This window comes from Caldisalinibacter kiritimatiensis (assembly GCF_000387765.1).
GTDB lineage: Bacteria > Bacillota > Clostridia > Tissierellales > Caldisalinibacteraceae > Caldisalinibacter > Caldisalinibacter kiritimatiensis.
In genome coordinates this window covers 1-23,829 of record NZ_ARZA01000211.1, presented here as the reverse complement: position 1 = coordinate 23,829, position 23,829 = coordinate 1, and the positions used below count along the sequence as shown (strand labels likewise).

The 23,829-nt window shown below is 30.7% G+C and carries 27 protein-coding genes and 1 tRNA gene; 24 read left to right on the top strand and 4 right to left on the bottom strand.

Going from position 1 to position 23,829, the window contains the following annotated elements; genetic code table 11:
* Positions 1-10: 10 nt before the first annotated feature.
* Together L21TH_RS09650 and L21TH_RS09645 are read left to right on the top strand one after the other, a co-directional pair.
* Positions 11-700, top strand: a complete 690-nt coding sequence (locus L21TH_RS09650) for a CvpA family protein (RefSeq protein ID WP_034429867.1) — start codon at positions 11-13, stop codon at positions 698-700.
* 13 nt (positions 701-713) lie between these two features.
* Positions 714-1,337, top strand: coding sequence for a hypothetical protein (locus tag L21TH_RS09645; protein WP_006314906.1), 624 nt, complete (start codon positions 714-716; stop codon positions 1,335-1,337).
* A 141-nt stretch (positions 1,338-1,478) separates the two neighbouring features.
* Here the strand turns inward: L21TH_RS09645 and L21TH_RS09640 are convergent, their stop codons facing one another.
* Genes L21TH_RS09640 through L21TH_RS09625 form a run of 4 tightly spaced genes read right to left on the bottom strand, consistent with a single transcriptional unit; the run spans position 1,479 to position 3,849 of the window.
* Entirely contained in the window at positions 1,479-1,856 is a 378-nt protein-coding gene (locus L21TH_RS09640; protein ID WP_006314905.1) for an SHOCT-like domain-containing protein, read from the bottom strand.
* Between the two features lie 17 nt (positions 1,857-1,873).
* Entirely contained in the window at positions 1,874-3,049 is a 1,176-nt protein-coding gene (locus L21TH_RS09635) for a DUF4097 family beta strand repeat-containing protein (protein WP_006314904.1), read from the bottom strand.
* A gap of 17 nt (positions 3,050-3,066) precedes the next feature.
* A complete protein-coding gene (locus L21TH_RS09630) occupies positions 3,067-3,429 on the bottom strand; it encodes a DUF2089 domain-containing protein (protein ID WP_006314903.1) in 363 nt (120 codons plus the stop codon).
* Positions 3,430-3,444: 15 nt separating this feature from the next.
* Positions 3,445-3,849 (bottom strand): hypothetical protein, encoded by a 405-nt coding sequence (locus L21TH_RS09625; RefSeq protein ID WP_006314902.1) that lies wholly within the window; start codon positions 3,847-3,849, stop codon positions 3,445-3,447.
* 329 nt (positions 3,850-4,178) lie between these two features.
* Here L21TH_RS09625 and yedF point away from each other — a divergent pair, with 329 nt between their 5' ends.
* The 22 genes from yedF to L21TH_RS09515 all read left to right on the top strand — a co-directional run bounded on the left by yedF (position 4,179) and on the right by L21TH_RS09515 (position 23,828).
* Positions 4,179-4,778, top strand: a complete 600-nt coding sequence (yedF, locus tag L21TH_RS09620; RefSeq protein ID WP_006314901.1) for a sulfurtransferase-like selenium metabolism protein YedF — start codon at positions 4,179-4,181, stop codon at positions 4,776-4,778.
* A gap of 27 nt (positions 4,779-4,805) precedes the next feature.
* Positions 4,806-5,084, top strand: a complete 279-nt coding sequence (locus L21TH_RS09615; protein ID WP_006314900.1) for a putative Se/S carrier protein — start codon at positions 4,806-4,808, stop codon at positions 5,082-5,084.
* A gap of 369 nt (positions 5,085-5,453) precedes the next feature.
* The gene (locus L21TH_RS09610; RefSeq protein ID WP_278244302.1) at positions 5,454-5,654 is read left to right on the top strand and encodes a DUF951 domain-containing protein; all 201 of its coding nucleotides are present in this window, start codon (positions 5,454-5,456) and stop codon (positions 5,652-5,654) included.
* Positions 5,655-5,827: 173 nt separating this feature from the next.
* Complete coding sequence (locus L21TH_RS09605) at positions 5,828-7,009, top strand: aminotransferase-like domain-containing protein (protein WP_006314898.1); 1,182 nt, start codon at positions 5,828-5,830, stop codon at positions 7,007-7,009.
* A gap of 144 nt (positions 7,010-7,153) precedes the next feature.
* On the top strand, positions 7,154-7,438 hold the full coding sequence (gene rpsF / locus L21TH_RS09600; RefSeq protein WP_006314897.1) for a 30S ribosomal protein S6: 285 nt from the start codon (positions 7,154-7,156) through the stop codon (positions 7,436-7,438).
* A gap of 19 nt (positions 7,439-7,457) precedes the next feature.
* Entirely contained in the window at positions 7,458-7,874 is a 417-nt protein-coding gene (locus tag L21TH_RS14815; protein WP_006314895.1) for a single-stranded DNA-binding protein, read from the top strand.
* 15 nt (positions 7,875-7,889) lie between these two features.
* Entirely contained in the window at positions 7,890-8,117 is a 228-nt protein-coding gene (gene rpsR, locus L21TH_RS14810) for a 30S ribosomal protein S18 (RefSeq protein WP_006314893.1), read from the top strand.
* 121 nt (positions 8,118-8,238) lie between these two features.
* On the top strand, positions 8,239-8,775 hold the full coding sequence (locus L21TH_RS09585) for an ECF transporter S component (protein ID WP_006314892.1): 537 nt from the start codon (positions 8,239-8,241) through the stop codon (positions 8,773-8,775).
* A 305-nt stretch (positions 8,776-9,080) separates the two neighbouring features.
* Positions 9,081-9,407 carry a MazG-like family protein gene (locus L21TH_RS09580; protein WP_006314891.1) on the top strand — a complete coding sequence of 109 codons (327 nt, stop codon included), beginning with the start codon at positions 9,081-9,083 and terminating at the stop codon, positions 9,405-9,407.
* A gap of 11 nt (positions 9,408-9,418) precedes the next feature.
* Positions 9,419-10,363: a YybS family protein gene (locus L21TH_RS09575; RefSeq protein ID WP_155848352.1), complete on the top strand. Its 945-nt coding sequence runs from the start codon at positions 9,419-9,421 to the stop codon at positions 10,361-10,363.
* A gap of 60 nt (positions 10,364-10,423) precedes the next feature.
* Entirely contained in the window at positions 10,424-12,418 is a 1,995-nt protein-coding gene (locus L21TH_RS09570) for a DHH family phosphoesterase (RefSeq protein ID WP_006314889.1), read from the top strand.
* The gene (gene rplI / locus L21TH_RS09565) at positions 12,418-12,864 is read left to right on the top strand and encodes a 50S ribosomal protein L9 (RefSeq protein WP_006314887.1); all 447 of its coding nucleotides are present in this window, start codon (positions 12,418-12,420) and stop codon (positions 12,862-12,864) included. Before L21TH_RS09570 ends, rplI begins: the two co-directional genes overlap by 1 nt.
* 34 nt (positions 12,865-12,898) lie before the next feature.
* Positions 12,899-14,245 (top strand): replicative DNA helicase, encoded by a 1,347-nt coding sequence (gene dnaB / locus L21TH_RS09560; RefSeq protein ID WP_006314884.1) that lies wholly within the window; start codon positions 12,899-12,901, stop codon positions 14,243-14,245.
* Between the two features lie 209 nt (positions 14,246-14,454).
* Positions 14,455-15,654, top strand: a complete 1,200-nt coding sequence (locus L21TH_RS09555; RefSeq protein WP_006314883.1) for an FprA family A-type flavoprotein — start codon at positions 14,455-14,457, stop codon at positions 15,652-15,654.
* Positions 15,655-15,732: 78 nt separating this feature from the next.
* On the top strand, positions 15,733-16,404 hold the full coding sequence (locus L21TH_RS09550) for a GNAT family N-acetyltransferase (protein WP_006314882.1): 672 nt from the start codon (positions 15,733-15,735) through the stop codon (positions 16,402-16,404).
* 43 nt (positions 16,405-16,447) lie between these two features.
* Positions 16,448-17,644 carry an HD-GYP domain-containing protein gene (locus L21TH_RS09545; RefSeq protein WP_006314881.1) on the top strand — a complete coding sequence of 399 codons (1,197 nt, stop codon included), beginning with the start codon at positions 16,448-16,450 and terminating at the stop codon, positions 17,642-17,644.
* 185 nt (positions 17,645-17,829) lie between these two features.
* Positions 17,830-19,221 carry an NAD(P)/FAD-dependent oxidoreductase gene (locus tag L21TH_RS09540; RefSeq protein ID WP_006314880.1) on the top strand — a complete coding sequence of 464 codons (1,392 nt, stop codon included), beginning with the start codon at positions 17,830-17,832 and terminating at the stop codon, positions 19,219-19,221.
* A 42-nt stretch (positions 19,222-19,263) separates the two neighbouring features.
* Entirely contained in the window at positions 19,264-20,550 is a 1,287-nt protein-coding gene (locus L21TH_RS09535) for an adenylosuccinate synthase (RefSeq protein WP_006314879.1), read from the top strand.
* Positions 20,551-20,932: 382 nt separating this feature from the next.
* A complete protein-coding gene (locus L21TH_RS09530) occupies positions 20,933-22,870 on the top strand; it encodes an OPT family oligopeptide transporter (protein ID WP_006314878.1) in 1,938 nt (645 codons plus the stop codon).
* 61 nt (positions 22,871-22,931) lie between these two features.
* Entirely contained in the window at positions 22,932-23,282 is a 351-nt protein-coding gene (locus L21TH_RS09525) for a PqqD family protein (RefSeq protein WP_006314877.1), read from the top strand.
* Positions 23,282-23,629 (top strand): hypothetical protein, encoded by a 348-nt coding sequence (locus L21TH_RS09520; protein WP_006314876.1) that lies wholly within the window; start codon positions 23,282-23,284, stop codon positions 23,627-23,629. The genes L21TH_RS09525 and L21TH_RS09520 overlap by 1 nt, the downstream gene beginning before the upstream one ends.
* A 123-nt stretch (positions 23,630-23,752) precedes the next feature.
* A tRNA-Lys gene (locus L21TH_RS09515) sits at positions 23,753-23,828 on the top strand.
* Position 23,829: the final 1 nt, after the last annotated feature.

Sequence of the window (23,829 nt, the reverse complement as noted above, 5' to 3'; positions counted from 1 at the left end):
GGTGACATCATTGAATTGGGTAGATCTAATAGTGATTATTATATTAGTAACTAGTAGTTTAAGGGGGTTAGTCAAAGGGTTTATAATATCGTTATTTAATTTAGTGGGTTTTTTTATAGCGGCATACATTGCAAAGTTGTACTATCCAGTTTTAGTTGGGTATATATATAAAAATACTAATTTTATAAACAGAATAGAGAGTTTTATATATGAAAGAGTATTCAAGATAATGGAAGGAAATGAGAATGGATTGGATAAAGATTTAATAATAAATGGGTTTAAGCTACCAGCTCCAATAAAAGAAAGTTTGGGCAATAATATTAATTTACATACAGGAGAAATAACTAAGTCTATAGGTCAAGCACTAGCTAATGAGTTCACCTATATATTTGTAACTATTATAAGTATTATTATTGTATTTTTAGCTGCTAAAATTTTACTTGCTATAGTAGTACATGTTGTAGATAGCATAGCTAAATTACCAATATTAAGAACTTTTAATAGACTTACAGGGTTTGCTTTTGGATTAATTAAAGGGGTACTTATAATCTATATAATATTTGCAATATTAACTCCAGTAATATCCATGTTTCCAGAGGGTTTTATTGCTACTGGAACCTACGAATCAACTTTGGGTAGTTATTTTTATACTCAAAATGTCATAATTAATTACTTAAGTGGAAAGGGGTTTATAATTTAAAGGGAGGGATTTTATGCCTGGTAAAAATGATAAAGTCTTAGGATTGATTTTAATTTTAATAGGGATAGGGGTGTTATTGTTAAATACTAACCTGTTACCTAAGGGAGTAGTATTAGCAGCGGTTGGAGTGGCTTTTTTAATAGGATATTCTAATAAAAAGATTACAGGATATTTAGTTTCTGGACTAATATTAATTGCGTTAGGAATAGGCTCTATTGCGAATGAATTTAGCTTTACAACAACAGATTTAAGTGGACCTCTATTTTTATGGGCATTAGGTATGGCGTTTTTGGTAATATATTTTGTAAAAAATATAAAGGGGTTTATATATCCAGGATGCATATTGCCAGCCATAGGAACTTTTGTATTAATACAAGATATGTATGATTCAGATTTATTATGGGTATTTTTTCTATTGATAGCGCTTTCATTCTTTGTTGTATATTTACTTGAATTTAGGAAGCAAAATGTTAGTTGGCCTCTTATACCGGCTTCAGTATTAGCTGTAATATCAGTTATATTTTTCTTAATATCAGAGAATATAATCAGTAATGACTTTTGGAGAATAGTATCATATATTTGGCCATTATTATTAGTAATAGCTGGGGTTAGGATAATATATAATAGCAGGAGATAAGACATATAAAAGACGTGCAAGAGATGATGTATGAGAAAACATATAATTTAAAAATTGAAATAAATGAATCATAACTTAAATATATTTTATTATTGTTTTGTACAAAGCTGAAAGCGGCCTATATAGGCCGCTTTCAGCTTTTTACTCTACGAATACTTCTACTTTTTCTCCATCTTCACTTTCAACATCTACTATTTTACCTTCAGCACCATTTTTTATTGCTTCTATAATTTCATTCAAGTCAATGTCTTCAAAGTGGGAGTCCTTAAGCTCAGGTGAGAATTTTGTGGCAAATTTTAATCCGACGTCTACTAATGCAATTGGTAAATTAACTTTTACTTTTGTATTATCTTCTGGGTCATAAACTCTTACTTTTATCCACTTGGCATTTGTATTAATAACTTCTGATTTCTTTTCCTCTAATGCACTTAAAAGGTCAGCTCCCTGTTCTGCAGTAATTTTCCCATCTTGAATCATTTTAATAATCTCTAATCTTTCTTCTTTTAAATTATTAGTCATTTTATAAAACCCCCTGTTTAATTAATATTAATTGAGCCATTTGAAGTAGAAGCTTTTATTCTTATATATTTATCGCTATTATCTTTACTATACCCCGTTATTCTTTTTCTTCCTAAGTTATTTTGGTCATTAACTTCGTATATTAAAGGAAATCCAACTTTAATGTTTCCCATTGAGGTCTTTGCATCTACCACAAAATTTGCTTTAGTATCAGTAAAAGATATATCAATTTTACCGTTAGAAGTAGTTAATTCCAAATATTGAGAATAATTAGTTGGAATGCTATATCCTTTAATAGAGCCATTTGATGTTGTAGCTTTTATTGATTTAATATTGCAGCGTTCTACCAAGATGTAGTTATTAGAAGTAGATAATACAGCATTATCCCCTTCGGCATTTTGTAATGATATTTTTCCATTTTTAGTAAAGAGATTGATATCTTGGCTTTTTACATTTGTAAGAAAAATAGATGAATTAGTTGTATCGCATAAAATATTTTTAGTGTTTATACCTTCTAAAATAATTTTACCATTTGTAGTAAGAACATTAATTTTTCTATACTCTTTTTGAGGTACAAATACTTCTAACTTCGCACCTAAGTTATTATATTTCGGTCTAAATGAAATAATATCATCATTTTCTACTATTTCATAAATTTCTGAGAGATTTTCTAGCTTATTTCCTTTTATTTGACATGTAGCCTTCACAAAAACCTTATTTTTATTCCAAGAAGATATACTGACTTTTCCATTAACTCCTATAAATTCGAAAGCTGGGTTAGCAATGTTACTAATGTCTTTTTCTAGAGTTTCAGTAACAGTTTTATAATTTCCGAAGGTTAAACCGTCAAAATTAATATTGTTAACTAAATCTACTATTCTTTCAGCTATAGAAGTTGTACTTTCGGCTAAATCTACTCCAAGCTTCTCCATTTTACTACCTAGATTTTCAGTTTTATTTTCTATCTTATCTACAATGGATTCTATTTTTTGCTCAAAGCTTTGTGAATTTTGCTGAGTGTTATTTTTTTTGTTGCTCATATTATCAGTTTTGTTAACAGCAGTATTTATTAATTCATTTGTTTCTTTTGTTTCACTTTCATCTAAGGCATCTAGTAGCTTTGCGGCTTCTTCACTTGATATCTTTTCTTCTTGGAGCATATTTAATATCATCATTCTTTCTTCTTCATACACACCAATACCCCCCTAAATTATTCTTTAAGCAGTTTAACCGCTTCTTCAGCACTGATTTCTCCAGCACTTAACTTAGCTAAAATCTCTTTTCTGTCAACTTTAGGTGAATACTTTGCAGTATATCCTAATGCCTCTATAACATTTTCTAATTTGTTTCTAACAGTAGGATAAGAAATTCCTAGCTCTTTCTCTATTTCTTTTATATTTCCTCTGTTTTTAATGAAAACTTCTACAAAATGTTTTTGCTCATCATTTAATTTACAGAACTTACATAGATTAAATCTCCCTTCTAATGAGGTATCACAATAGTTACAATGAAGTTTAGTAACTTCCATTTCGTGATTACATACTGGACATCTACCTATTGCTTCTTTTTTCATTTTCTTCACTCCTTTCTATAAGGTTGATATTTTTACAACTGCATCTTCACTTATTACATCTACGATGTCACAAGGACCATGTTCTTTTAGAGCATCTAAAATTTCCCCTAAATCAATATCATCTATTTTAGCTAAATATTTTTTAGAATGTTCATCCATATCCTTACTGTGCTTTGCAGCAATTGAAGAAAACTTTATGCCAAGATTACCTAATGTCTTTATTAACCAAAATGGTAACGGAGGTAAATTAATAGTTTTGTTTTCTGACTTGTCAATTATTTTAATTTTTAGCTTAGTGGCTTTATTTATTGGTTGTGTATTTGTAGAAGGGTTTATCTTATTGATTAAAGCTATAGCTTCTTTAGTATTTATTTTCCCCGTTGACAGTTGGTATAAAACTGCATTAACCTCTTTTTTCAATTGATTATCCCCCTTAAATAAGTCATAAAATTAAATTAACAACCTTAATAAAATTAAAATATGATTTGATATATATTAATATTTTTAAAACTAAACTTTAATATTTCAATTTCTAATTATATCATATTACTGATTTTGAAAAATGTCAACTAAAAATTAAGAAAATTAATAATAATATTTAAAAAATTGAAGTTGATTTAAAAATGTATAGATTAAATCAATGATTCGACTTATAGTTATAGACAATATCTATAGCTACATCTATTTAGTTAAGGGGTCATTAGATATATAATTATAATATAGTATAAATATTTAGGAGGGTATTTGATATGACAAAAGAGGTAGATGCAAGGGGACAGGCATGTCCAAAACCAGTCATAATGACTAAAAATTCGTTAAATGAAATAACTGATGGTACTATTACTACAATTGTAGATAATGAAGTTGCTAAAGAAAATGTAATAAAATTGGTTAAGAGCTTAGGATTTAATTATAAAGTAGATAAAAGTAGTGACAGTGAGTTTTATGTTCATATAACGAAAGGTGATGGAGAAAAGGAAGATGCACCGGCCACATGTCCACCAAATATATTCAAAGATATGACTATTGTATTTGGTTCAGATAAACTAGGGCAAGGTTCAGATGAATTGGGTAAAATATTAGTTAAAGGTTTTATTTATAGTCTTACTGAAGCAATACCATATCCTGCAACACTAGTATTTTTAAATAGTGGTGTAAATCTTACAACAGAGGGTTCAGAGGTTATAGAAGACTTAAAGAAATTAGAGGAACAAGGTGTAGAAATTCTTACTTGTGGAACGTGTCTTGATTTTTATGGAATTGAAGATAAGCTTAAAGTAGGAGAAGTAAGTAATATGTATACTATAGTAGAGAAAATTAAAAATGCAGCTAATACTGTGACATTCTAAGTTATTATAAATGAAAGAGTGATAAAAGTGATAGAAGAAACATATTTTGTAATGACCTTTGATTCAACCCATTATGCAATAAAGGCAGAAAAAGTATTAAAAGAAGAAAAAATAGATATAAGAACAATACCTACTCCTAGAGAAATAACTGCAAGCTGTGGATTAGCAATAAAATTTAGTGAAGACTTACTAGAGGATGTTAAAAGAACAGTTGAAGAAAAGAAGTTAAATAGAAGCGGTATATATAAAATAATGAGAAATAAAAATGGAAGGACTGCAGAGAGGATAAATGTAGAAACGTTATAAAAGACGTATATGATGACGTTAGAGTAGACGTAGTAAAAGACGGAAAAAACGTTGCACATTTTATTTTACGTTATATAGCACTGTACGTGTATTGAAAAAGTATATTTACATTATAGGTTGTAATTAAGTCGAATATAAGTTTTAAAGGTAGAGAGAATATTTGTAAGATTATTATCGAAAAGCGAAAGGCGAACAGCGAACAGCCTAATTCTTTCCAATACTCTCCTGAGAACTAAGAACTGACTAAAAAGCTACTAACTACTAACTAACAAATCGACAAAGTCGACTCTATTCTTTATAAAATGGTATAAATATTATATAATATAAATAAGAGATTGTAACATCAGATTAGGAGTGATAGCTTTGCCTATGAAGCTAAATGTAGGAGATATAGTTCAATTAAAAAAGAAACATCCTTGTGGAGAAGATAAGTGGGAAATAATGAGAACTGGAATAGACTTTAGAATTAAGTGTCTAGGATGCAACAGACAAGTTTGGATGCCTAGAAGAGACTTAGAAAAAAGGATTAAAAAAATAATAGATACTTCTGAAGAATATAATGAAATATAATAAGATTGTTACAAATAATTAATAAGCAATGAGTTGTTGAAAATACTGAATTACTAAAAGGCCTAGTGCTTACATGTTGGACAAATTCGACTTATTTTGATAAACTATAGATGTGGAAAACGTTTTACTTTGCATGTAATGTATATATTTACATATTATAGGAGGTGCCAATTATGAACTTAAATTATGCAAAACGCATGGATGGGATAAAGGCTTCTGAGATTCGTGAGTTATTAAAGCTTACACAAAGACCTGAAATAATATCTTTTGCAGGAGGATTACCAGCTCCTGAATTATTCCCGGTTGAAGAAGTTAAAGAAGTAATGCAAGAGGTTATAGAAGAGCATGGAAGAAATGCACTACAGTACAGCACTACAGAAGGATATACTCCACTTAGAGAAAAAATAGCTGAAAGAATGAAAATAGTAGGAGTAGATGTTACTGCTGATAATATTCTTATCACTAGTGGTTCTCAACAAGGGCTTGATTTCACTGGAAAGATATTCTTAGATGAAGGTGACGTAGTTTTATGTGAAAGTCCAAGTTACTTAGGTGCTATTAATGCTTTTAAAGCATATCAGCCAAAGTTTATAGAAGTACCTACTGACGACTATGGAATGATACCAGAAGAACTAGAAAAAATACTTAAAACAACAGAGAACGTAAAAGTGATTTATGTAATACCAGATTTCCAGAATCCAACAGGAAGAACTTGGTCAGTTGAAAGAAGAAAGAAATTAGTTGAGCTTGCTAACAAATATGATTTACCAATAGTTGAAGATAATCCATATGGTGAGTTAAGATTTGAAGGAGAAATTCCACCATCAGTTAAGAGTTTTGATACTGAAGGTAGAGTTATATATCTAGGTTCATTCTCAAAAACTTTCTGTCCAGGATTTAGAATAGGTTGGACATGTGCAGCTCCTGAAGTTCTTAATAAATATATTTTAGTTAAACAAGGTGCTGACTTACAAGCTAGTACAGTATCTCAGATGACAGTTAATAGATTCTTAGAAAAATATGATTTAGATGAGCACATTGAAAAGATAAAAGCAGTTTATAGAAAGAGAAGAGATTTAATGCTTAAGACAATGAAAGAAGAATTACCAGAAGGCATTAAATTCACTCATCCAGAAGGTGGTTTATTTACTTGGGTTGTATTACCTGAACATATAAATGCTAGAGAATTAGCTGAAAAAGCTATAGAGAAAAAGGTAGCATTTGTACCAGGAGGTTCATTCTTCCCTAATGGAGGTAATGAAAATACATTAAGACTTAACTATTCAAATATGGACGAAGAAAGAATAGTTATAGGCGTTAAGAGATTAGCGGAAACTATTAAAGAAATGTTATAGATAAAAACCCCCTTGAAATTCAAGGGGGTTTTTGCTTTAAATGTATTGCAATAGGTTATAATAAGTGATATAATACTAGGTTGTAACATATCCTTGCTCAATCTATCTTAAATTGAGCCGTTAGTCCAAAAGGAGGTGAAACAGATGACAAAGTACGAAGGAGCATTTATCTTCGTTCCTACAATGGAAGAAGAGGAAAGAAAAACTTTAATAGACAGATTAAAAGGAATCATTGAAAGCAATGGTTCAGTAGAAAATGTTGATGAATGGGGAAATAGAAAGTTAGCTTACGAAATCAAAGACTTCAAAGAAGGATACTATGTATTCATCAACTTTACAGCAGAATCTGACGTTGTGAATGAATTAGACAGAGTATCTAAGATAACTGACAGCATTATGAGACATATGGTTATTAGAGAAGAAGAGTAATCGATAAGGTGGTGTATTAATGAATAGTGTTGTTTTAATAGGAAGATTAACAAGAGATCCGGAGCTAAGGTTTTTACCTGGAAACGGTAGAGCAGTTGCCACCTTTACTATAGCAGTAGATAGACCATTTACGAATGCTCAAGGAGAAAGAGAAGCAGATTTCTTAAGAATAGTAGTTTGGGGTAGACAGGCTGAAAATTGTGCCAATTACCTTGGTAAAGGTAGACTTGTTGGAGTTCAAGGAAGAATCCAGACCAGGTCATATGATACAAATCAAGGAGATAGAAGATACGTAACTGAAATAGTAGCAGATAGAGTACAATTTCTTGACTGGGGAGATAGTAATCAAGGAAATGTTCAAGGTACAACTACTCAGGATGATTTTGTAGAAGCAGATGGATTTCATCCAGTAGACAATGATGATATTCCATTCTAGAAGGAGGGGAAAAGATTGGCTGCAAGAAGAAGAAGACGTAGAAAAAAAGTATGTAATTTCTGCGCTGATAAAATAGAAAAAGTAGATTACAAAGATGTAGATAAATTAAAGAAGTACATTACTGAAAGAGGAAAGATTTTACCAAGAAGAATTAACGGAAATTGTGCACGTCATCAACGTCAATTAACTAGAGCAATAAAAAGAGCAAGAAATATAGCTTTATTACCATATACAACTGACTAAATGAAAAAAGGAGAAGTGAATCCTCACTTCTCCTTTTTTAGTATATAAAGAAAAGTGTAATTATTGTAAAACAAGCTTAATAGTTATATTATATAGATATAAAACAATAAGGAGTGATTTTATGAACAATAAAATAACTACAACTAGTTATATAACTAGAACAGGTATCTTATTAGCTTTAGCATTAGTATTTCAAATTGGCTTTCAAAGCTTTGCACAACCAGCTGTTGGGCCATTAGTAAATATGGTTCTATTAATTAGTGCTGGTATGGTAGGTACTCTTTCTGGAGTTATTGTAGGATGCTTTACGCCTTTAATAGCTTTAATGGTTGGAATAATGAAATTACCTGCTTTATTACCATTCATTATGATAGGAAATGCATTATATGTAATAATATTTAATTTTATGAGAGGGAAAATTACTCCAGGTGGAGAATATATTGGATTAGCAGTTGCAGCTTTAGGTAAATTTGCATTTTTAGCATTAACTATTAGATATATAGCGGCAAAACTTTTCCTTGCAAACTTACCAGCTCAAAAGCTTAAAGTAATTATAGGAATATTTTCACTACCACAGCTGTATACAGCATTAGTTGGAGGTATAATTGCATTAATAATCTTAAAATTAATCCCTGAAAAATATCGTTATTCTAAGTAGAGAGTAACATATTAATTTACATAATGTATAGGGATAGTACAAACAAAAAAGGTTATTAATCTATACTGGAGAGAATTTTTCTCTCCAGTTTTTATTTGACATAGATATATATAGTATGTAAAATCTTAATAAAGATATTTATGAAACGTAGAAAAATACTAATATTAAGACTAATGGCAATATATGAGTATCATGAGTTTTTGCAGTTCAATTAACATTTAAAGGAATTATATATTAAAAAATAGAAATAGATAAAGTAAATATACTTTATATTTGATATAATAAGAGTTTGAGGGGGATGTGAAATGAATAGTAAAGATAAAAATATAGATATAACAAGAAATATTAAAATTATAGAGTGGCTTAAAAGTGAATTATTAACAGCAGTAGCATCATTATTTGAGCTTTTAGTTAAGGGGGTTAAGAACAGTCAAGATGCTATATCAGATATTTTAGCCAATATTATACTTCTTACATATTTGTTGGGTAGAAGGTTAGGAGTATCCTTTGAAAAATTGGATTCAAAAGTAGAGAGTAAATTAAAATTAGGGATAATTGAAGAACATAATATAGAGAAATGGTATGGAGATTTAAATAGCTTATTAGAATACTTTAAAAGAACAAGAGAATAGAGGTGAATGGATTGAATTCCAGCAATCAGACGAAAAAAATTACAGAAACCGCAGTTATTATAAGTATAATGGTCGTTTTTGGTCTTATAGGATTTTTTACATTTCCTATAATAAATGTACTTTATCCTATACCAGCTATAGTTTTAGGATATAGACAAGATGTTAAATATAGTGTACTTGCAGTTATTGCCTCAGGTATACTTATTGGGATTTTGACAAATATATTAACAGGAGTATTTTTACTTATAGGTTATGGAGCATTAGGTATAGTTTTAGCATATATGATTAGTAAGAAATATAAGCCTTATAAAATACTTTTAGCAGGAACTGTTACATCCTTAGTGTCTACACTTATTGTAATTTATGTGATTCAAATAGTTACAGGGGTACAATTTGTAGAGCAGTTGAATAATCTATTTACAGAGAGTCTTGATATTCAAATAAAGTTTATGGAAAGTATGGGTTTATCTAATTATGAATTATCTACAATGAAGGAAATGTTTAATAATACAATTAAATTAATTCTTACTTTAGTACCGACTTTAATAATAATTACAGCAGTATTTACATCCTATATATGTTATTGGATATCTTTAGCTGTATTAAAAAGAATGAGATATAATGTACCATCTATTCCTAAGTTTAAGAACTTTAGACTTCCTAATAACATAATTTTTGGGGTAGCAATAATATTTTTAGCTACTTTTATGTTAAAATATATTAATTTAGTTGACTATGGAACAGTATTTAGTAATGTTGTTGTTTTAACGTTTTTTATATTTTTTATGCAGGGAATGGCAGTTATATCGTTTTTTATGGATAAAGTTAATATGAATAGAGTTATAAAGGTTATATTAGTTGTTTTTGTATTACTTTACAGTCCATTGATGATTCTTATATCGTTAATGGGATTGACGGATTCTATATTTAATCTTAGAAAACTGGGAAATGTTTAGAATTTGAAATTATGTTGTTTTAATGACTTGATTTGGTATTAGTCCTTAGGAGGATATAAAATGAATAATAAGAAAATCTTTAAGATTTTAATTCCCGATACAAAGATTTATCTTTGGATTATAGGGATATTGATAGGTATTATAGCTGTGTATGAACCAGCTATAGCATTAATCGGAGTTGTAGTTTTAGCATATTTAATTTATTATCATTGGGAAAATGTACATTTAAGAAAGGTAGAATGGACTAAATATATAGAAGGGCTTACTCAAGAGTTTGATTCTGCAACTAAACATGCTATATTAAATCTACCTATTCCCCTTGTTATGATAGAGGTAGATGGAACTATTAGCTGGTATAATCCTAAATTTATGGAGATTTTAGATAAAAAAGATATATTAGAAAAGAATATAAGCGAGATAATACCTAACTTTAATATAGATGAAATTATGGATAAAAAGCAAAAAATGGCTATAGAAGTGTCTATTAAAAACAGAAATTATAAGGTCTTGTATAATATCGTAAAAAAGGATAAATCCAACGATTATATTATAATGCTATATTGGATTGACAATACGAATTTTACTGTTTTAAAAAATAAATATAATGATGAAAAGATTAATATATGTTTAGTTCAAGTAGATAATTATGATGAAGTAATAAATAACATTGATGAATCTAAAAGACCTGTAGTTCTTGCAGAAATAGATAAGAAGCTAAACACATTAGCAGCAAGATTGAGCGGTTTTATTGTTAAATATAAGAGTGACAGTTATATAATAGTTTTTGAAAATAAATATCTAGAGAATTTAGAAGCTAGAAAGTTTGATATTTTAGATGAAATAAAGGATATAAATGTTGAAGGTAGTTTACCGGTAACTTTAAGTATCGGAGTAGGTGTTAATGGGAAGACCCCTGCACAACTTTATGACTTTGCTAAAGGAGCTAAAGAGATAGCATTAGGTAGAGGTGGAGACCAAGCGGTAGTTAAAAAAATAGATAAATTAAGCTTCTATGGAGGGAAAAGTAAGGCTGTAGAAAAAAGGACTAAAGTAAAAGCCAGAGTAATAGCTCATGCTTTAAGACAGTTTATAAGTCAATCCGAGAGAGTATTTATAATGGGGCATAGAGTTGCAGATATGGACAGCTTTGGAGCGGCTATTGGTATATATAGTGTTGTTAAGAGTTTAGGTAAGGAAGGATATATTGTTTTAAATAAAGTTAGTTCTTCGATTAAAAATGCAATTGAAAAAATAAGGGAAGAACATCCTGAATATTTGGAAATAATCATAGATAGTGAAGAAGCTTTATCGAAGGTTGATGAATCTTCTTTGTGTATTGTGGTAGATAACCATAGACCTAGTTTTACAGAGGAACCTAAATTGCTAGATGTTATTGATAAGGTTATATTGATTGACCACCATAGAAGAGGAGCTGAGTTTATTGAAGACCCAGCTTTAGTATATCTTGAACCATATGCTTCTTCTACATGTGAATTGGTAACAGAGATACTTTATTATCTTGGTGATAAGATTAACATAGAAAAATTTGAAGCAGAGGCATTATTAGCTGGAATTACTGTAGATACAAAGAACTTTACATTCAAAACAGGGGTTAGAACCTTTGAAGCTGCATCTTTCTTAAGAAGATCAGGAGCAGATACAACCTCTGTTAAGCAATTATTTAAAGATGACCTTGAAACCTTTGTAGCAAAGGCAGATGTAATAAAGAAAGCAGATGTTATAGAAGATAAAATAGCAATATCAACATTAGACGAAGAGATAGAAAATTCTGTTTTGGTTGCAGCGCAGTCCGCTGATGAATTATTAAATATAAAGGGAATCACAGCTTCATTTGTTTTAGCAGTATCAGGAGATATAATTCATATAAGTGGTAGGTCATTAGGAGATATAAATGTTCAGCTAATATTAGAAGCTTTAGGTGGAGGTGGGCATCTAACGACAGCTGGTGCCCAATTAGAAGATGTTACACTTGAAGAAGCTAAAGAACAATTGATAGATGCAATAAAAGAATACTTAAAGGAAGGTGAAGAATAATGAAGGTAATTTTATTAAAGGATGTAAAGTCATTAGGAAAAAAAGGTGATATTGTAAATGCTAAGGATGGATATGCAAGGAATTTTCTTATTCCTAGAGGGTTAGCAAAAGAAGCTACAGAGGGTAATGTAAAAGTAGTTGAAGAGCAAAAGGCAGCGAAAAAGTTAAGAGAAAAGGAAAAAAGGGAAGAAGCTCAAAAGCTTGCAGATAAGATTTCTAATCTTACTGTTAAAATAAAGAGTAAAGCAGGAGAAAACGGTAAACTATTCGGCTCAATAACTACAAAGGATATAGCTCAAGCATTGAATAAACAACACAAAATTAAAGTTGATAAAAGAAAGATAGTTATGGACAACAATATTAAAAGTCTTGGAGCAAGATATGTAGAGGTAAAGGTATATCCTCAAATAACAGCTAAATTGAAAGTAGAAGTAGTAGAACAATAAAGTGATATTAATAAAGATATATGAGGTGATGTAAATGGCTGCTGAACTAGAGGCACTAGGAAAAGTGCCACCCCACAGTATTGAAGCTGAGCAGTCAGTTCTTGGTGCCATGATATTGGACAAGGAGGCAATAATAACTGCTGTAGAGATAATTGGCGAAGAAGATTTTTATAAGGAAGCTCATAAAGAAATATTTATAGCAATTAAAGAGCTTTATAAAAGAGATGAGCCTGTAGACTTAATAACACTTTCAGAGGAGCTTAAAAAAAGAGATACATTAGAGTCTATAGGTGGTGTATCTTATCTTGCTTCTTTATCTGAAGGTATATCAACGACAGCCAATGTAAAGTATTACTGCGATATAGTAGAGGAAAAAGCAATTTTAAGAAGACTAATCAAAGCTTCTAATACTATTATGGCAAAAGGATACGAAGCAGATGAAGATATTAACAGTATTATAGACATGGCAGAAAAAAGTATATTTGATATTTCGCAGAAAAAGACCCATGGAGCTTTTTCACCTATAAAGGAAGTTATACTTGAAAGTTTTGAAAAAATAGAAGAACTTCATAAAAATAAAGGTGGTATAACAGGTATACCAACAGGGTTTATAGACTTGGATAATAAGACGTCAGGCTTTCAGCGCTCGGATTTTATACTGATAGCAGCCAGACCTTCTATGGGTAAAACGGCCTTTGCCATTAACATAGCGTTAAATAGTGCTTTAAAAAGCGGTGCATCAGTAGCCATTTTTAGTTTAGAGATGTCGAAGGAGCAGTTAGTACAGCGTATGCTCAGTATAGAGTCCCACGTAGAAATTCAAAAGATTAGAACAGGTGACTTAAATGAAGATGAATGGCCTAGATTAGTAAGTGCTATGGGACCTTTATCAGAGGCTAAGATATTTATTGATGATACTCCTGGTATCAGTGTAAGTGAAATGAAGGCTAAATGTAGAAGACTGAAAATGGAGCATGGACTAGATATGGTACTTATTGATTACTTACAGCTTATGAAAAGTGATGAAAAGACAGAAAATAGACAGCAGGAAATATCAGCAATATCGAGGTCATTGAAGGGACTAGCTAGAGAAATGGATTGCCCTGTTGTTGCATTATCTCAGCTTTCCCGTGCTCCAGAGTTAAGAGCTGACCATAGACCTATATTGTCTGACTTAAGGGAATCAGGAGCCATAGAGCAGGACGCTGACGTTGTAATGCTTCTTTACAGAGATGAATATTATCACGAGGATACTGATAAAAAGAATATAGGAGAAGTAATTATAGCAAAACAACGTAATGGTCCTACTGGTACAATTGAGCTAGTATGGTTAGGTCAATTTACAAAATTCTTAAATATGGAGAAATATAGAGAAGGATAATGGTTATGGAAAAGTCTACCTTATGGTAGGCTTTTTGTTTAATTGAGAATTGACAATAGTATTGCTGAAAGTATCTAGAATTTTAAAGTATTTAAGCTAATAGCTAGTAGCAAATAGCCAAAAAGCAGCTAAGCTGCTTTTTATGTTTATCAGGGTAAATTTAGGGTAAAAAATATGTGAAATAAATATCAGTTTGGAGGTAAAAGAAAATGGAAAAGGGAAAGGTATTAGAGGTGAAAAAGGGGATAAAATGGATAGGTATATTAGACCCAGACTTAGTTACTTTTGATGTAGTTATGGAGACAGAGTATGGTACAACATATAATTCATACTTTATTGATGCTGATAAAAAGGCAATAGTAGAAACATCTAAAGAAAAATTTAAGGACCTATACTTAGAAAAAGTTAAAAGTGTAGTAGACCCAGAGGAAATAGAGTATATTATATTAAATCATACGGAGCCTGACCATTCAGGGAATTTAAGACATTTATTGAGAATAGCTCCTAATGCTACTATGGTTGGTTCAAAGGGTGCAATTAACTTCTTGAAAAACATGGTGGACGTAGATTTTGAATATATGATTGTAAACGATGGAGATATTTTGGACCTTGGCAATAAGACTTTAAGGTTTATATCCGCACCATTTTTACATTGGCCTGACAGCATATATACTTATTTAGAAGAAGATAATATTTTATTTACTTGTGACTCCTTTGGGTGTCATTTCTGTGACGATAGAATGTTTGACGATTCACTAGATGATTTTGATGATGCTTTTAAGTATTATTTTGATGTAATATTAAAACCCTTTAGTAATTATATGTTACAGGCAATAAACAAGATAGAAAAATTAGATATAGATATTATTTGTCCTGGACATGGACCTATACTAAGAGAAAAGTGGAGAAAGTATGTAGAATTATCACAAAAATGGGCTAAGGCAGCAGTAGAGAAGCCAAAGAAACCTAAAGTGTTTATACCATATGTTTCAGCCTATGGTAATACAGCCAAATTAGCAGAAAAAATTGCAGAGGGTATAAAAGAAGCAGGGGATATAGATGTTGATGTGGTTGACATAGAAATGATGAATATACTTGAGTTAGAAGAAAGAGTAGAAAAAAGTACAGCTATAATAATAGGTTCTCCTACTATAAACCAGAACATTTTATTACCAATATATAAACTGTTTGCTGTAATAAATCCTATTACTAACAGAGGTAAATTAGCAGCAGCTTTTGGTTCCTATGGATGGAGTGGAGAAGGAGTAAAAATAATTGAAAGTCATTTAAAGAATCTTAAGTTGAAGATTATAGAAGGTGGGCCTAGAATTCAATTCGTTCCATATGAAGAAGCTCTTAATAAATGCGTTGAATTTGGAAAAGAATTTGGGGAGAAGTTAATGGTGTAGAATAAAAATATATAGAATGATATAATATATAAAAAGAAATTACAGAATTGTTAGAAAAGTCTGAGGGGAATGGGGTATATGTCTGTTGCTAAGGGCGATAGAGTGAAAATATATAAATTAACTTTAGAAGATGTGTTTGGTATGTTGAATTGGGGGAAACATGATGATTTACTATTTGAAGACTATAATTTTCCTACGTTAACTGAAGATGAAGTTAAAGAATGGTATGAAATAAAAACAAGAAATAAATCTAAGCAATGCTTCAGTATAAAAAATGAAAAAAATAAAGTTATAGGATATCTTACTATAAAAAATATAAGAAAAATAAGTAAACAAGGTACATTGGGAATAGTATTTGACCCAAATTATTTGAATATGGGCTATGGAACAGAAACGATAAAAAGTTTTTTAAAATATTATTTCGATAATCTTAATATGAAAGTTATGAATCTTCAAGTAGCAAAACATAATAAAAGGGCAATAAGGTGCTATGAGAAATGCGGATTCAAAAAAGTAAGACTCTATAAACAAAGATTAGAGAATCAGGAGATACCTATATATAATGATGAAAAGTATAAGGATATTAGAGAAGATTTCGTTATTAAAAATGGAGTGTTATACAGTTATTTTTATGAAATGAAAATAGATATACACAGTTACAAACAATGTTATCCACAAAAAAACAGAACATATGTGCACAAACCTGTGGATAAGTGGATAAGTAGGTTAATAAAAGTTTTTAACAGATAGCATTATTTATATCAGTAGTTATAGTACAACTGGAGGTGTATAGGTGTTAAGGGATAAACTTAGTATAAAATTATCGGAACTTCTGTCAGCTTTATCATTAGCATTAGATAGTGCCAATAATAGAATATTTCAGCACTCTAGACGTACTGCTTATGTAGCATTTAATATAGCTAAAAATATGGGAATAGATGAGCATATATTAAGCGATATATATTATGCATCCTTTATACACGATATAGGTATGACAGGTGAAATGACCCAATATAGTATAGAGGATATACATAATGATAAAAAATTAAAAAAAGAGCATTGTCAAGCAGGAGCAGAAATTATTAAGTATTTACCTTTAAATGAAAGAGTTCATGATTTTGTTCTTTATCATCACGAAGAATGGAATGGAAAAGGTGTATATGGGCTAAAACATGACGATATACCAATAGGTTCTCAAATTATACATTTAGCTGATTATTTTGACCTAAATTATGGAAGTATATTAAATGAAGATATTAATGTAAATAATATAAAAAGATTTTTTATTATAGCAAAGGGTGAATTATTTAGTCCTGAAGCTGTAGATAGCTTTTTAGATGTAATGGATAAGGAAAAATTTTGGTTTGATTTAAAGTTTTATAACTTTCAGCAAATATTAAATACTATAGAGCCTAATAAGCAAAGAGAAATAAATATAGGGGAGCTTAAGAAAATTGCGAAGGCGTTTTCTGTATTGATAGACAAAAAGAGTAAATTTACATATACTCATTCACAGGGAGTAGCTAAAATAACAAAGGATATAGCCGAATATTTTGATTATGATAAATTAGTAGTTGATAAATTAGAGATAGCAGCATATCTTCATGACTTAGGTAAGTTGGTAGTGCCTAATGAAATACTCGAAAAACCAGGGAAGCTTTCAAAAGAAGAGTTTGATATTATAAAATCACACCCTTATTATACAAAAATAATACTTAAACAAGTAAAGGGATTAGAGATTATAGCTGATTGGGCTGGTAATCATCATGAAAAGCTTGATGGTACAGGATATCCTGAAAAATTAACAAATAATAATTTAACTAGGGAGGACCAAATAATAGCTATAGCTGATATATATCAAGCTTTGACAGAAGATAGACCATATAGAAAAGGCTTATCTAAAGAAGAAGCTTTAAAAATTATACAGGATATAGGAAGCAAAAACAAGTTTCAACAAGAAGTTATAAATGGCTTAAGAGAAGTAATATAATTAAATGAGTTTTATTAAAGACCTTAGAGGTCTTTTTCTTTTGAGAATATTCATGTAACACGAATTATATTTTGGATTTGTTGATAATCATTCGTATATTTATTGACTATATAGGGGATATCTGATAATATAAGAAATGGTTGTTCGTTACGTTGCAAAAATTAAAGTGAAGTGGGGTAATATGTGTGTCAAAGAAAAATTATGATGTTATAATAGTTGGTGGAGGACCAGCGGGTATTTTTACGGCACTAGAATTATTAAAATTAAATCAAAATCTGGATATATTATTGCTAGAAAAGGGAAGGAATATACAAGGAAGAACTTGTCCAATAAAGACTGAAGGGAGTAAGTGTGTTGGCTGTAAGCCTTGCTCCATAGTAAATGGTTGGGGTGGTGCAGGAGCATTTAGTGACGGTAAGCTAACCCTTACTTCAGAATTTGGTGGAGTATTAAATGAATACATGCCAAAAAAAGACTTAGAAGATATGATAAGTTATGTAGACAGAGTATATATGAAATTCGGTGCAACAGAAGAAGTTCATGGAACTAATACTGATAAAATTAGGGACATACAGAAGTTAGCTGCATCAGCTGATCTTAAGCTTATACCAGCAAAGGTGAAGCATTTAGGCACTGAAAGATGTTTCAATATTCTAAAAAGAATGCAGGAATACTTACAAGAGCGTATTACTATAAAATATTTAAGTCCTGTGGAAAACATTCTAACAGAAAAAAATAAGGTTGTTGGTGTAAAAACTAAAAATAATGAAGAATATTATAGTGAATATGTTGTAGTTATGCCAGGAAGAGAAGGTTCTGAGTGGTTTAAAAATGAATGTAATAGATTAGGACTTAATATGAAGAACAATGCAGTAGATATTGGTGTAAGAGTAGAGGTTCCAGCAGTAGTTCTTAAAGACATTACTGATGTTGTATATGAATCTAAGCTAATTTATTATACAAAATCCTTTGATGATAGAGTAAGAACATTTTGCATGAATCCATATGGAGAAGTTGTAGTAGAAAATAACGATGGAATAAAAACAGTTAATGGACACAGTTATGCTGAAAGAAAAACAGAGAACACTAATTTTGCCCTACTTGTTTCAAAGGAATTTACTGAGCCATTCAAGTCACCAATTGCCTATGGAAAATATATAGCAACATTAGCTAATATGCTGGGTGATGGAGTTATAGTTCAAAGATTAGGTGATTTATTAGATGGAAGAAGAACTACCCATACTAGATTAAAAAGAAGCTTAGTTCAACCTACGTTAACTGATGCAACACCTGGGGATTTAAGCTTAGTGCTTCCTTATAGGCATTTACAGGATATAGTAGAAATGCTAGAAGCTATGGATAAAGTAGCTCCAGGGGTTTATTCTAAACATACATTACTTTATGGAGTAGAAGTTAAATTCTATTCGTCTAGAGTGAAGTTAACTAATAAGCTTGAAACTGAAATAGAGAATTTATTTGCAGCAGGAGATGGAGCAGGTGTGACTAGAGGACTTGCGCAAGCATCTGTTGCAGGAGTTGTTGTTGCCAGAGAGATAAATGAAAGATTAAATAAATAATTCTATATAGATAATATAATTGATAGTGAGGGAGAGGATTAGATGTCTACTCTAGTTGTATTAGGAGCCCAATGGGGAGATGAAGGAAAAGGTAAAATAACAGATTATTTAGCAGAAAAAGCTGATTTAGTTGTTAGATATCAAGGTGGAGATAATGCAGGCCACACTGTAGAGATAGGAGATAATAAGTATAAGCTCCATTTAATTCCTTCAGGTATATTTTATAACGATAAAACTTGTATAATTGGAAATGGTGTAGTAGTTAATCCTAAGTCTTTATTAAAAGAAATAAAATATCTAAATGATAGAGGAATAAGTACAGATAATTTAAAGATAAGTGATAGAGCTCATATAATTTTCCCTTATCATGTGAAACTTGACCAGCTTCAAGAGGAAAGAAAAGGTAATAAAAAAATAGGAACTACAAATAAAGGTATAGGTCCTTGTTATAGAGACAAAGTAGATAGAGTTGGTTTAAGATTTTGTGATATCTTTTATAAAGATAGCTTTGAAGAAAAGCTTAGAAAAAATATAAGAGAGAAGAACGAAATAATTGAAAAATTATATGGTGCAGAAAAATTAAATGAAGACCAAATAGTAGAAGAATATATGGAATATTTAGATCAATTAAAAGAGTATGTTATAGATACAACTAAATTAATAAATGAAGCTATTAAAGAGGATAAAAAAGTGCTTTTTGAAGGAGCACAAGGAACATTATTAGACATAGATTTTGGAACTTATCCATATTTGACTTCTTCTCATCCTACTTCAAGTGGAGTAGCGATAGGTGCTGGAATTAGTCCTTTTGCTTTAAAAGGAGCAGTGGGAGTTGTAAAAGCATATACTACAAGGGTAGGTAAAGGACCTTTTCCTACAGAGTTATTTGATGAAATAGGGAATGAAATAAGAGAAAAGGGACACGAATATGGTACTACTACTGGAAGACCTAGAAGATGTGGATGGTTAGATACAGTAATGTTAAAATATTCTGCTACAATAAATGGTTTAACTTCTCTTGTAATTACTAAATTAGATACTTTAGCAGGGTTTGAAAAATTAAAGATATGCACAGGCTATGAATTAGATGGAGAAATCATACAACACTTCCCTGCTAGTCTAGAGACATTAGCAAAATGCAAGCCAGTATATGAAGAAGTAGATGGATGGGCAGAAGAAGATATGGAGAATGTCAACTCATATGATGACTTACCAGAAAACGCAAAGAAATATGTACAAAGAATAGAAGAATTAGTTGATGTTAAAGTGAGTATGGTTTCTATAGGGCCAAAAAGAAGTGAAACAATAATGAGAAATGAAATTTTTTAAGATAGGGGATATGTTCCCCTATTTTTTTATGTCAAAAAAGTTAATATTTTATGATTGGTAGCATAAGTTTATATTAAGAGATATATAAGTATCATAATTTTATATTTTATGTATAATTAAAAAGAAAAATGGCATATGCTTTTTATTGAAAAAATATTCAAATAGCTATATAATATACATGAAAATACATTTATTGATGTATTAACCAATATAAAACAATTTATTTTTAGAATTTTTTTGAAATGAAAAAGGACAAATTATTTGAAAAACATAGAAATAAAAGGGATACTTGGGGATATAATTCAAAAATTGTAGCGCTTATATCGGTTGCTTTAACTAGCAGCTGATAAAATAAAAAAACAAAAGGGGGATTGCTTAATTTATGGAAGACATTAAAAAGTCAAAAGAGGGGTTTAAGCCATTTGTACCTGCTAGCAAAGTGATGCCTGAATTTACAGTGACTTCAATTATTGTAGGTATACTTATGGCGATAGTTTTCGGTGCAGCTAATGCGTACCTTGGTTTGAGAGTAGGTATGACAATTAGTGCATCAATCCCTGCAGCAGTTATCTCTATGGGTATCATTAGAGGTATCATGAAAAGAGAATCTATACTTGAAAACAACATGGTTCAAACTATAGGTTCTGCAGGGGAATCTTTAGCAGCCGGTGCAATATTTACATTGCCAGCATTATTTATTTGGTCACAGGAATTGGGTATGGATGCACCTAATTTACTTAGAATTATTGTTGTAGCACTTATTGGTGGTATTTTAGGTATTTTATTAATGGTTCCATTAAGAAAAGCACTAATAGTTAATGAACATGGTGTACTACCATATCCAGAAGGTACTGCTTGTGCTGAAGTTCTTGTAGCTGGAGAAGTTGGAGGAGCTAAGGCTAAGACAGTATTCATGGGATTGGGAATAGGTGCTGTTTATAAGTTTATAGCTGATGGTATAAAACTATTTCCAAGTGAGATAGAATGGCAAATCAAAGGTTATAAAGGAGCAGCAATAGGTGGAGATGTTTTACCAGCCTTACTAGGTGTTGGATTTATTATAGGTCCTAGAATTTCTGCATATATGTTAGGTGGTGCGGTATTAGCTTGGCTAGGAATTATTCCATTAATAGCACACCTTGGACAATTTATTTCTCAACCAATATATCCAGCACCAGTTCCTATAAGTGAATTAGGTCATGGGGGAATTTGGAATTACTACATTCGTTATATAGGAGCAGGTGCAGTTGCCTTTGGTGGTATAATAAGTTTAATTAAATCATTACCATTGATAGTTAGAACATTTAAAGCTGCATTAGGTGGTTTTAAAGCAGGATTTGAAAATGAAGGCAATTTAAGAACAGAGCAAGACATGTCGATGACACTTGTTATTGCTGGAGTTTTAGTACTTGTATTAATAATGATGTTTACAAACTTAATTCCTGTAGGATTTACTGGAGCGTTACTTATAGCAATATTTGGTTTCTTCTTTGCAACAGTATCTTCAAGATTAGTTGGTTTAGTAGGTAGTTCATCAAATCCAGTATCAGGTATGACTATAGCTACATTACTATTTACATCAATAATATTTAAAGCAATAGGATTCGATGGACCAGCAGGTATGGTAGGAGCTATTTCAGTTGGTGCAGTTATATGTATAGTAGCAGCCATAGCAGGGGATACATCTCAGGACTTAAAGACTGGTTTCTTAGTAGGAGCTACTCCTAGAAAACAACAAGTTGGTGAGCTTATTGGTGTTGTTGCTTCAGGTCTTGTAATAGGCTTTGTATTATTACTACTTAATAATGCTTGGGGATTTGGTTCACAACAACTTCCTGCACCACAAGCAACATTAATGAGATTAGTTGTTGAAGGTGTTATGAATAACAATTTACCATGGGCTCTTGTATTTACTGGAATAGGTATCGGAGTTGTTATAGAACTATTAGGTATACCAGTACTTCCAGTAGCAGTAGGATTATATTTACCAATCCATCTAAGTACACCAATAATGGTTGGCGGTGCCCTAAGAGGTATACTTGAAAAGAGAAAAGAAAATAAGTCTGTTCTTAAGCAAAAAGTTGAAAGTGGAGTATTGTATTCTTCAGGACTGATAGCAGGAGAAGGATTGATAGGTATACTACTAGCTATATTTGCAGTAATTCCAGCTGGCTTAAATCCTGATGGCACTCCAAGAAGCTTTGGAGATGTATTAGCCTTTGGAAATGGAGTATTAGGTCAAATTGGAGCATTGATTATATTCATATTATTAGTACTTACCTTAATGAAGTACACGTTCTGGAAAAAAATAAAAGAGTAGATATAAACAGAGGGGATAATTTCTATCCCCTCTTTATAACATAGAAAAGGTGGGGAATCATATGAGAAGAGGAGAGAATTTTTTTGACATGATTCCAGTTAAATCTCAGAAGATTGAATGGGAGATTAAAGATGATAATACAGTACAGCTTATAATAAATAGAGACTCAATTTTCGATAAGATAGTTAGAAAATTTTTTAATACTCCTGAAAAAATGTATATAGATTTAGATGATATAGGTAGTTATGTTTGGAAGTCAATTGATGGGGAAAGAAATGTATATGAGATTTCAAAATTATTAAAGGATAGATTTGGAGAAAAGGCAGAACCTCTTAATGACAGACTTATAACTTATATAAGTATTTTAAGGAATAATAAGTTTATAAAGCTTGTTAAAGCAGGTGAGTTGTAATGATAAAAACTATTCTTGGAATAGTATTTTTTGCTATAGCAACTATGTTTATATATTCATGGGGATATGTAAAAGAGCAAAGAACGCCTAATAATTTGCAATTAAAACTTTACAAAAAAGCAGAAAATAAAGTGGTAAAAAAACTTGAAAAGAAAGAATACATGACTTTTAAAGAAATTAGTAAGTTATTATCTAATTTAAAAGTATCTGAGTTTGGGACAAAAAAGAGATTAATTGTAAAAGAATCTAATGAGTTTACTAAAGGACTACTTAAAGACTTGGTAAATAGAGATGTTGTGAAGATTGACTACAAGAGTAAACCTAAAAAATATTATCTTAATCAATAAAGGCGGCTTTAGTCGCCTTTTTACTGTATAAAATTAACAGAAAAATTTTTTAAAAAAAGTGTTGACAAAGGGACAACCATGCTGTAATATATATAACTGTGAGTTGCACACGACGCATCACATGACCCATTAGCTCAGTCGGTAGAGCACCTGACTTTTAATCAGGGTGTCCGGCGTTCGAGTCGCCGATGGGTCACCAT